The following is a 10,155-nucleotide window of genomic DNA, read 5'->3' as shown; positions in this document are numbered from 1 at the left end:
TTCATCATGTTTATCCTATGACCAGTTGGTGAAGACACCAACTGGTAGAAAAATCAGAATCAAGTGCTTTGTTGGTGGGACACCAACAAAGTGGATGTTACCCAACAAAGTAGATGGGACACCAACAAAGTGGACGTTACATCAACAAAGTAGACTTGACACCAATAAAGTGAATGTGATCAAATGTTGTTGTGTAGCCTTCCCATTTATCGGGGAAGCTTACAGTTGCTGTAAGACGTCTTTGAACTTGAAGTCTACCCTGTTGGTGTCTAAAGGGGTCGTTTCTTAGTTTAGGTATTTTTCATCATGTTTATCCTATGACCAGTTGGTGAAGACACCAACTGGTAGAAAAATCGGAATCAAGCACTTTGTTGGTGGGACACCAACAAAGTGGATGTTACCCAACAAAGTGGATGTTACCCAACAAAGTAGATGGGACACCAACAAAGTAGATGTTACACCAACAAAGTGGACGTTACATCAACAAAGTAGACTTGACACCAAATAAAGTGAATGTGATCAAATGTTGTTATTGCAAGGATGTCTATGATCTTAGAGTATACCCTGTTGGTGTCTCACCAACAGGGCAAGATTTCATCATGTTATTTTGTTGGTGTCTCCACCAACAATCCTAATCAAATTGACATCACTCTGTTCTTCCGATTATTAATCAGTTGGATTATCTGAGCAAAGATCATTACAAGTAAGCAGCCTACAACGTTCAGCCATAAGAAAGCCATAATATTAGCATGCCAGCAAGCGAACACTACAACTTCTGTAATTATAGCGGCCCAAAATGTTGCTGAACCGCCAATTTTTTTGAGGTAAAAAGCGACGACGAAAATCCCGAGAATGGTACCATAGAACAGAGAGCCCAAAATATTCACTGCTTCGATCAGATTTCCCATTTTGCTGGCATAAAGTGCCATCAGGAGACAAAAAATTCCCCAAACTACCGTAGACCAGCGTGAAACAGCGAGGTACTTCTCATCAGTGGCTCCGGTATTGATTAAACGCTTATAAATATCAATGACAGTTGTAGACGCCAAAGAATTCAACGCACCTGCCGTGGAGCCCATGGAGGCAAGGAAAACAATCGCGATAAGCAAACCGATCAAGCCATGAGGCAGATATCTCGTTACGAAGCTTAAAAACACATAATTGTTGTCATTTGTATCGGCATCCGGATCATTTTTAACCATCAGGTCTATAGCCTCTTTGCGAATAGCTTTAGTCTTTTCGTCGGCCGCTTGTAACAGTACTCTTTGAGAATTTATAGTTTGTTCATCATCAGCGTCCAGCGCTACTTCAAGGCGGTTAACTTCCAGCTGCTTATTTTTGAAAGCATCAGCATAGTTAGATTTTATCCGGTTAAGTTCCGGGGCATATTGGCTTTTCTCTAGTTTGCCTAATTCGTACCGGTTGAAGAAAATAGGGGGCTGCTGGTATTGGTAAAACGTAAACACAAGTACACCTATAAGCAGGATTAGGAACTGCATTGGGATTTTCACAAGGCCATTCATTAGTAACCCGAGCCTGCTCTGGCCGATTGACGAACCAGTCAGATAACGCCCAACCTGACTTTGGTCAGTGCCGAAATACGATAATTGAAGGAAGAAACCTCCGATTAAGCCACTCCAAACGGTATACTGGTTACTCCAATCGAACTTAAAATCTATAGCGTTTGTGCGGCCCATTTTTCCGGCGATCTGCAGGGCTTTGCCAAATCCAACAGTTTCAGGAAGGAGTTTTACCACAACTACCCCTGCCACAAAAAGTCCTGCGAATATCACGCTCATCTGCAAAAGCTGCGTGTAGGAAACCGCTTTAGTACCGCCGTAAACTGTATAAAGAATCACAACGCTCCCAATAAAAATCGTGGTGAATGTCGTGTTGATATTAAGAACTGTCGAAAGGATAATAGACGCAGCGTAAATTGAAATACCTGTTGAAAGGCCGCGCTGAACGAGGAACAGGAAGGCTGTTAAGGCCCTTGTTTTCAAATCAAACCGGGTTTCCAGGAATTCGTATGCTGTATAGATCTTAAGCTTGTGAAAAATCGGGACGAACGTAATACACAGGACGATCATGGCAAGCGGTAGGCCAAAATAGAATTGGACAAAAGCCATTCCTGAGGAAAATGCAAGGCCTGGAGCTGACAAAAAAGTAATGGCACTTGCCTGGGTGGCCATCACCGATAAGGTGACGTAATACCACGGAAAGGATTTGTTTCCCAGTAAAAACCCGTCAATATTGTCTGTACCCCTGCTTTTATAAACGCCGTATATGACAATTATAAATAGGGTAGTGAACAGGACTATCCAGTCAAGCCCGCTCATTCAAAGAATTTTGTAAAGAAGTAACAAAAGGAGATCAGAAGAACCAGCCAAACTACCAACAAGTAGTAAAACTGGTTCCAGGTTTTAGCAAATGGTGGGAGTTCCTGATCAGGCTTCTTCACTTTTGTTCACAACTACATTCATCCAGAAACCTGCCATAAGAAGTCCCAGAATAGCTCCTAGGATTGTATATCCCACGGAACCAGTAACTATCCATCCTGTTAATAAACCGCAAATCAGTGCGGGGATTAGATAATATGAGCTGTAACTTTTTGTCGCTTTATGATTTTCCATAATTTAATTAGTCTTGTTTCGTGATCAAATTTACAAATAATCTGTATGCACCGGGTATTCCTGCCGGTAATTCCCTGAAAAAGACAAGAGAAGTGTATACAAATCTGCCTTTGCCGTAGTCCGCTACAATCAGCGCTCCGTCGTTAGGCTTTTCGCCCGGATCATTCATTGAGAGTATGCGGCTGTATTTTGGGTCAGCATCTGAAGTAAAGTAGAGCCCCCTTTCCTGGATCCAGCCTTCAAAATCCTTTTCCGTGATCTTATTGGGGTAATTCAGGACTGGATGATCCTTAGCTAGCAGAGTAACCTTTGCGTTTTCATCCGTTACACGTTCACGGGATAGGCGGAAAGGATACGGGCCGATATTTGGAATTTTCAGGGGATTGCTAACGTTGTATTGAATGATTAAAGTTCCCCCGTTGCTAACGTAATCCATCAGCTTAGGCTGGATAATATTTAGATGTTCGTTGATATTATACAATCGCACGCCCGCAACTATCGCGTCATATTCCGAAAGGTTGCTGTTTAAAATCTGGTTTTCCGAAAGCATCGTTACCTGATATCCAATTTGCTCTAAAGCTTCGGGAACAAGATCGCCTGCACCAGCTATATAGCCTAAACGTTTACCTGCAGTTTTAAGATCGATCCGCTCAACCCGGGCCTCAGATAAAGGAAACAGCGTCTGTAGCGGGATATGATCATAATCAATAACCTTAGTTCCTCTATTAGAGCTTTGGTCGCCAGAATTGACAGTGAATGTAAGCACGCCTCCATTTGTAAGCCCGCCAGGGATAATTGAAAACTGCACTGTTTTCTCCTGGCCTTTAACAGGCAGATCAAACGCTAATTGCACAGGCTCTACCTTCCAGCCTGGCGGAACGTTCGGAACAATTAGGCCACTGGCTTTGTCCTTGAAAGCCTTCAACTGAACCTGAATGGTTTTCGGCGTATTTCCTGAGAAAACATAAGCTTTGTCTGCAATGGTAGCTGTTACTGCCGGAGCAATAATAAGCGGCTGGTAAATTTCGCCCCTGACTTGATCGGTATATTTGTAAACCACAGGCCTTGTATAAGAAATGTCCTTGTTATTTATCGTGAAGGTGAACGAGGTTTGAATTGGTGCAATGTTTTCGGGATTACCGATGATCATGGGATCAAACATAGTGTACATGCCTGTGGGATGTTTTTCTCTAAGCCAATAAGGTTCAGTGACAACACCCGCGTACATGCGATCATTTATAGTTTTAGTACTTCCGTTTTTCAAGACCAAATTCTGTTCGAGACCGTTTACCTGCTTAAGGGTAACATTTACAGCCGACTGAACCAACACCTGACTGCGGATTGTAACGCTGTCGCCAATTGCCTGAACAGCTTGTGGTGAATAACTTTCAAACCACAAGCCTGCGGCGGCTGCGATCAGGTCTTTAACTTCCTGAATCTTTTGTGTTCTCCAATAAGCATCTTTCAGTTTTTCGAGGGCCATGAGGATGCTTACTAAATCAGGCACTGATGCGGAAGGATTATCGACATTGAATTTTTGGTCGGCCATAGAGACCAATTTTCCAATGGCTTCACCGCCCTGCATTCGTTTCCACTCGGAGTTAATACCTTCGAAAAGATCGCTTTTGGAGTGCTCACCGGCTATCGGAGAAAAGTATTCAATTGTTTCACCCCGTTGCCTTGCACTTCCAAAGCCCTGGCTTTTGTGATTGGTTCGGCTGTCCGCAGCAATTTCGCCATACCCTTTACCTAACAGGGTATTAAAAGCACCAATGTCCATTTTCAGCTGATCCTCTGATGTTGTATTATTTCCTCCGAAGTTCGCTGTGTTCCAGACTATTCGTTTTGCCTGCCATACCTGGACATGTTTTAACTGCTCAGGGAAGCGTTTCGGATCGGCGGCGGCAACGAATGCCTCTCTAGCTATTATCGCTGAAGCTGAATGCTGTCCGTGTCCGGCACGGGCATCCTCGGGGAACCTTGTTATGATTATGTCCGGCCGGAATTTTCGGATTACCCAAACGGCGTCACCCAGGATTAACTCCTTGTCCCAGATTCTGAATGTTTCCTCCGGGTTTTTCGAGAATCCAAAATCTATCGCCCGTGTAAAAAATTGCTCCGCACCATCAGTTCTCCGGGCTGCTAATAATTCCTGCGTGCGGATCAAGCCAAGCAATTCGGACTGCTCGTTGCCAATAAGGTTTTGCCCGCCATCGCCGCGCGTGAGGGATAGATATCCCGTTCTGAATTTTTTTTCTTTGGCCAGGTATGAAAGCAGTCTCGTGTTTTCATCATCCGGATGGGCAGCCATATAAAGAGCTGAGCCGACGGTATTCAATTTTTTAATGCCAAGTTTTATCTCGGCAGAATTATACTGCAAAGACGTTTGGGCTGAAACAAAAAATGGAGTTGATAAAAAGAAACAGATGGCTGTTTGGCGAAAGTTCATGATTGTGCAGGAAAACAATCGAATGTAATTAAAAAACAATCTGTAATTCTGATGACACAAAAAATTTACCTTAAAAATAGAGCAAATAAAAAACGGTCAGATATTGATATCTGACCGTTTTCCCAAAAATTACAATTAAAAACTTGTAAAACCTTAAAGCTTTTATCCGCCGTTCAGAGTACAATCACTGCATGTCTGAAATGCGTTATACTATAAGTATAACAAATAGTCTTTAAGGCTGATTAACCTTTATTCTATAAAAATACAAAATTTCATTATTTATCTCAAATAAGTTTTCAACATTTTTCCATTATGGATCTAATGAAATGTTACCTTAAAATAGCACCTATTTGGTTTTTAAAGTGGTTTCAAACAACTTTAGAATGCGTTTATACTCATCGGTCCAACTTGACGGTTCGGTAAAAGCATGATCCTCTACCGGATAAACAGCGAGTTCCCAATTATCCTTTTTAAGCTCAATCAGTCTTTGCGATAACCTCACTATATCCTGGAAGTTTACATTTACATCAACCATTCCATGCGCCATAAGCAGGTTGCCCTTTAAGCCTTCGGCGAAGTAAATTGGCGAACTTTTCTTATAAGATTTTTCATCGGTAGCAGGTTCGTTCAGGATGTTGGATGTGTAGCCATGATTATAATGTGCCCAGTCTGTAACCGATCTTAGTCCTGCACCAGATTTAAAGACATCCGGTTCAGTAAATAACCCCATTAAGGTTATAAAGCCACCGTAAGATCCACCGTACAATCCAACATTGGATGGATTGACCCCATACTTCCCGACCAGCAGCTTGACTGCATCGACATGATCGCTTAGATCTTTCCCCCCCATGTGCCTATAGATACCGGTTCGATGATCCCGGCCATAACCTGAACTGCCCGTGTAATCAACGTCAATAACAGTGTAGCCCATGTCGGCTAACAAATTGTTGAACATATATTCCCGGAAATATTGGCTCCACCAATAGTGAACATTCTGAAGATAACCAGCGCCATGCACAAATAATACGGCCGGTTTAGAGGGATCCGCTTTTTCAGGTTTGTAAATCCTTGCATACACATCAGAGCCAAAGCGGTTTTTGAATGATACCATTTCAGGATCCTTCCATGCGTAAGATTTGAACTCGTCACTTAAAGAGTTTGTGATCTGCTCAGCTTTTGTACCCGGCTTATTTTCTTGCAGGAATAATTCCCACGGCTTATTTGCGTAAGAGTAACGTATTGCCAGCCATTTCTCATCTGGTGAAATGGTTACTTCGTTTCCGCCTCTCATCGAAGTTATTTTGAGAGTTTCGCCCCCTGAAGCCGGGATGCGGTATAGATGTGTAATCCCCGGATGCTCTACGTTCCCCGTAAAATAGAAGCTTTTTTTATCGTTCGATAAACGGAGTGTCTGTACTTCATATTTGCCCGATGTCAATTGTTTTTTCTCCCCGGTATTTACATTAATTGTATATAAGTGCGAGTAGCCTGTTACTTCACTCTGGAAATAAAAAATATTATTATCCACCCAGCCCAGACTTCCACCGTTAAAGGAGTTAATGCCGGGTCCGCCAATCCAAGCCTCATCCCGCTGACGGTCTAAAAGAGATAATTTGCCACTAACCGGATCCAGCTTCATGATCCATCTGTCTTTGTTGTCGAGAGAAGTTACACTCACTATCGCCTGCGAACCGTCAGAGTTCCAGAATGGTCCTGATATCGAAACCTTGCGGTCCTCATTTTTTTTGGTACGCTCTGCAAGCTGTTCGGGATAGTCTTTTACGTAATCAGGAAGATCCTTAATTCCAGGAATTTCTTTTGTGGAGACCGGATAGATGGAATCCCTATTGATATCATAAACATAACTCTCAAAGGTTGCAAGGGTATTCCCGACTTTTGTTCTACCATTTATATCTTCGGTGTATCCCGAAGCGGTGACATAATTAGGAACAATAATATTCTTATTCCCTTCCGGGCTTTTTGAAACCCTGAAAACAACATACTTCTCATCAGGACTTATTCTTACAGAATTTACAGCACTGCGCTCATCAAGATAAAATTCTTTAGGGCGTTTGACAGCGTCATCTTTGCTTTTTTTCTCAGCACTTTTCCGGTCAGCATCTTTTTTCTTGATGATGTCAAACTCAGTAAGCTGATCTTTCCTAAGCCAATCGTCTTGCTTGCTGAGAACTGCAGCAGGGCGGGTTCGGGTTCGAGTGAAATTGCTTAATTGATTGAGATTGCCACCGCCTATCGATATGCTATACAGGTTATCTCCACGCTGAAAAATCACCTTACTTTCGTCTTTACTGAATGTTGCGTTCGACTCCCGTTCAACGGTGTTAACCAAAATATTTTCAGTCCCGGTAAGAGCGTTTTTTAAAACGATATCGCCATTTCGCTCAAAAAGGATTTTCGACCTGTCACGCGAATAGGTAAGCTGGCCCCGCTCCAGATTTCGCCTGCTGTTATCTGAAACTTTTTCAGGATTTCTTCGCTGTGTTGATATTTGAAACAAACCGTCATTTTCAGCCTTTTCAGGATTCCAGTTAAAATAGATGTTTCTGCTGTTCTCGTCCCACTGGATATTAGTTGGCGCCACACCCATCCATTTAGGATCACGCATAATCTTTTCAACGGTCAGGCTGCCCAGTTCCTGAGCCTGAAGAGTAACAGACCCCGCTAATAGAAAGCAGAAGAATAATCTTTTCATGGTATTGTTATAACAGATTTATCAATAATGTTTGAATTAATTCGCCCTGCTGGCAATTCCGCCTTTTTTGCTGTTTACACTAACAGTGTATTTACCAGTACTTTGAACAATCCAGCGAACAGTTACTGTTCCGTTGCCCGGGATATTAGCTACCTTAATATTCTCCGGATCATTCTTTTGTTCGGTAGTAATATTCAGATCAGGGTTATTTACGATCATACCTGCTATCACTTTAGCACCGCTTAAGCTGATCAGATCAGGAACTTCAATCTTGTATTTCAGGTCCTGGTTGGAATGCGTAGGTATTAAACGCTTGTTTGCAATGATAGCTGTAACTTCCTTCAGCCCTCCGCCCATATCTTTTTCAGTGATATCGTCCACAGAGAGTTTTGGGGTATGATAAGCATGATATAAAGAGAAAGACATGTTTCGGTGCGCATCACTTTCAAGTAAAAAACCAGGATGCAGCCGGCCAAAAGATTTCTTAAAACCACCTATTTCTATATCACCATATTGCGGATGCTTAAACGGCTTCCATTCAACAAAAGCATCGTTAAATAATAAACTCCGGTCAAAAGTGTATTGCTCAGCCTGTGAATTTCTATCAGCCGGCTTATTATACAACAGGAACTGAGTCCAGAGCTCATTAGAAAAGGTATAAATGCCCCTTCCTCCGTAAAACCAGTCGAGTTCGCCACCAAAAACAGAGTATAGATCTTTGTAAACAACGAGATATTTGTAACCGGGAATTAATTCTTCACCTTTTTTGCCCAATGCATCATATACCTGGACATCCTGGGCATTGTATGTATCCAGATCTTCGAGGGCGCCCGGTCCGCGCAGGATCATTCCCCCATTATTATGATAAGATTGCCCGGCAGCAATGTTTGGATGTTTCATAACAAAATCAGCAATCGAACGATTCTCCGGCACTGAGAATGGATATTTGTAGGCTCCGTTCTGTATGTAATTCGGTTGCCAGTTCCATGCCCAGTCACGGTTTGGATCATAGGCGCCCTCACCATCCTCGTTGACATCACCATCACCGTCATTATCGATCCCTTCATAGCCAAGCAGTTCATATTCACCCTGCTGGTCAACGCCAACGCTAATCATTCTTCTTGGGTCATCCGGGTCAGCCTTCAAACGTCCGTTTGGATTTTTACGACGCATAAAAACGATATTTCCGTCTCCGTCCAGATCATCGTACCCATCCTCGTTGACTGCCCCATCCCGATCGTTATCTAAAGGAATCATTCCTGATCGTGGTGAATTTGCATTGTTTGCCTTGTGAATAAAGTTATCACGTGCGTCAGGATTGACTGTTGGAGCGATATAAAAGGTCTTGTCTGCCAGTAACTCCTGAATGTATTTTGTATCTGCGAATGACTCTGCCAGATACCATGCTGTATATAAAGCAAACTCACTGCCCTGAATTTCGTTTGAATGAATATTTCCGTCAATATATATGGCAGGCTTTTTTGACGGGTCGCCTTTTTTAAAATCAGAGATAGTCATTACCCACATATCTTTCCCCAGGAAAGATTTGCCCATAGATTCCAGTTTGACAAGATCGGGGTAGGCCTTTACTAACTTTTTGCAGATTTCAGTGATCGCTGCATAATCATTATATCGATTCCAGCTCATCGGAACTTTTGGGTTAGCCGGACTTCCTGAAGCTTTTAATATTTGCTCAGGCTGCTGGGCCTTTAAAGTAAATGCGGATGCAATTATAGCAAGTGTAAATAATATCTTCTTTAATCGTGAGTTTCATGAATGTTCTGTGTTATTATTCAATATTGTCCTGAATGTTATAGGGATATTTCGACGCTTTTGATTCCGCTTGTCGGGCTTCCCGCAGTGATATTTATGTTCCCTGAACCTTTTATAAGCCAGGTTAGGGTCTGGTTCCCCTGGCCTTCAATTGGATCTATGGCTTGGCTTTTCCTGCCGCTGATAATAGTCTGATTTGCTGATGGAGTTAATTTTACTGTTATCTTTTTCACCCAATAGCTGCGTTCACCGACTTTAGTCTGGGTTGGAAGGGAGCCGTTATTTAACAGTGTAGCCGTTACCCGGGTTAGGCCATCACCAAGTTTCTCTTTTTTGATATTTACAATATCCAAAGTAGGTGTTAAATGGGTGAAGGCGAGGATAAAGTCGCTATGTTTTTTTACAAGGCTTTCTACCAGTTTGAATGGCGGATTATTTAAAGCGAAAGGATCAAGACCGCCCAGTTCAACCGTTTGTCCTGGAAAATCAGGATGGACGATCTTTGTCCAGTCGGTAAAACTATTTTGTATTTTCTGACTCTCGGCCCACCTTAAATAAGTGGCAGCAGCATCATCGATTTTAAGATC

General features: G+C 42.5%; 5 protein-coding genes. All 5 read right to left on the bottom strand.

Going from position 1 to position 10,155, the window contains the following annotated elements:
• Positions 1 to 635: 635 nt before the first annotated feature.
• The gene (locus tag WKF69_RS16345) at positions 636 to 2,339 is read right to left on the bottom strand and encodes a sodium:solute symporter (protein WP_340383248.1); all 1,704 of its coding nucleotides are present in this window, start codon (positions 2,337 to 2,339) and stop codon (positions 636 to 638) included.
• A gap of 301 nt (positions 2,340 to 2,640) precedes the next feature.
• Positions 2,641 to 5,082 (bottom strand): PIG-L family deacetylase, encoded by a 2,442-nt coding sequence (locus WKF69_RS16340; protein WP_340383246.1) that lies wholly within the window; start codon positions 5,080 to 5,082, stop codon positions 2,641 to 2,643.
• A 346-nt stretch (positions 5,083 to 5,428) separates the two neighbouring features.
• Positions 5,429 to 7,795, bottom strand: a complete 2,367-nt coding sequence (locus WKF69_RS16335) for a prolyl oligopeptidase family serine peptidase (protein ID WP_340383244.1) — start codon at positions 7,793 to 7,795, stop codon at positions 5,429 to 5,431.
• Between the two features lie 36 nt (positions 7,796 to 7,831).
• Positions 7,832 to 9,442 carry a M14 family metallopeptidase gene (locus WKF69_RS16330; RefSeq protein ID WP_340383242.1) on the bottom strand — a complete coding sequence of 537 codons (1,611 nt, stop codon included), beginning with the start codon at positions 9,440 to 9,442 and terminating at the stop codon, positions 7,832 to 7,834.
• Positions 9,443 to 9,606: 164 nt separating this feature from the next.
• On the bottom strand, positions 9,607 to 10,155 hold a 549-nt coding region (locus WKF69_RS16325; protein ID WP_340383240.1), incomplete at its 5' end, for a hypothetical protein.

The organism is Daejeonella sp. (assembly GCF_037719425.1).
GTDB lineage: Bacteria > Bacteroidota > Bacteroidia > Sphingobacteriales > Sphingobacteriaceae > Daejeonella.
Note: the sequence above shows the minus strand (reverse complement) of the source record. Positions and strands in the feature narration are given on the sequence as shown.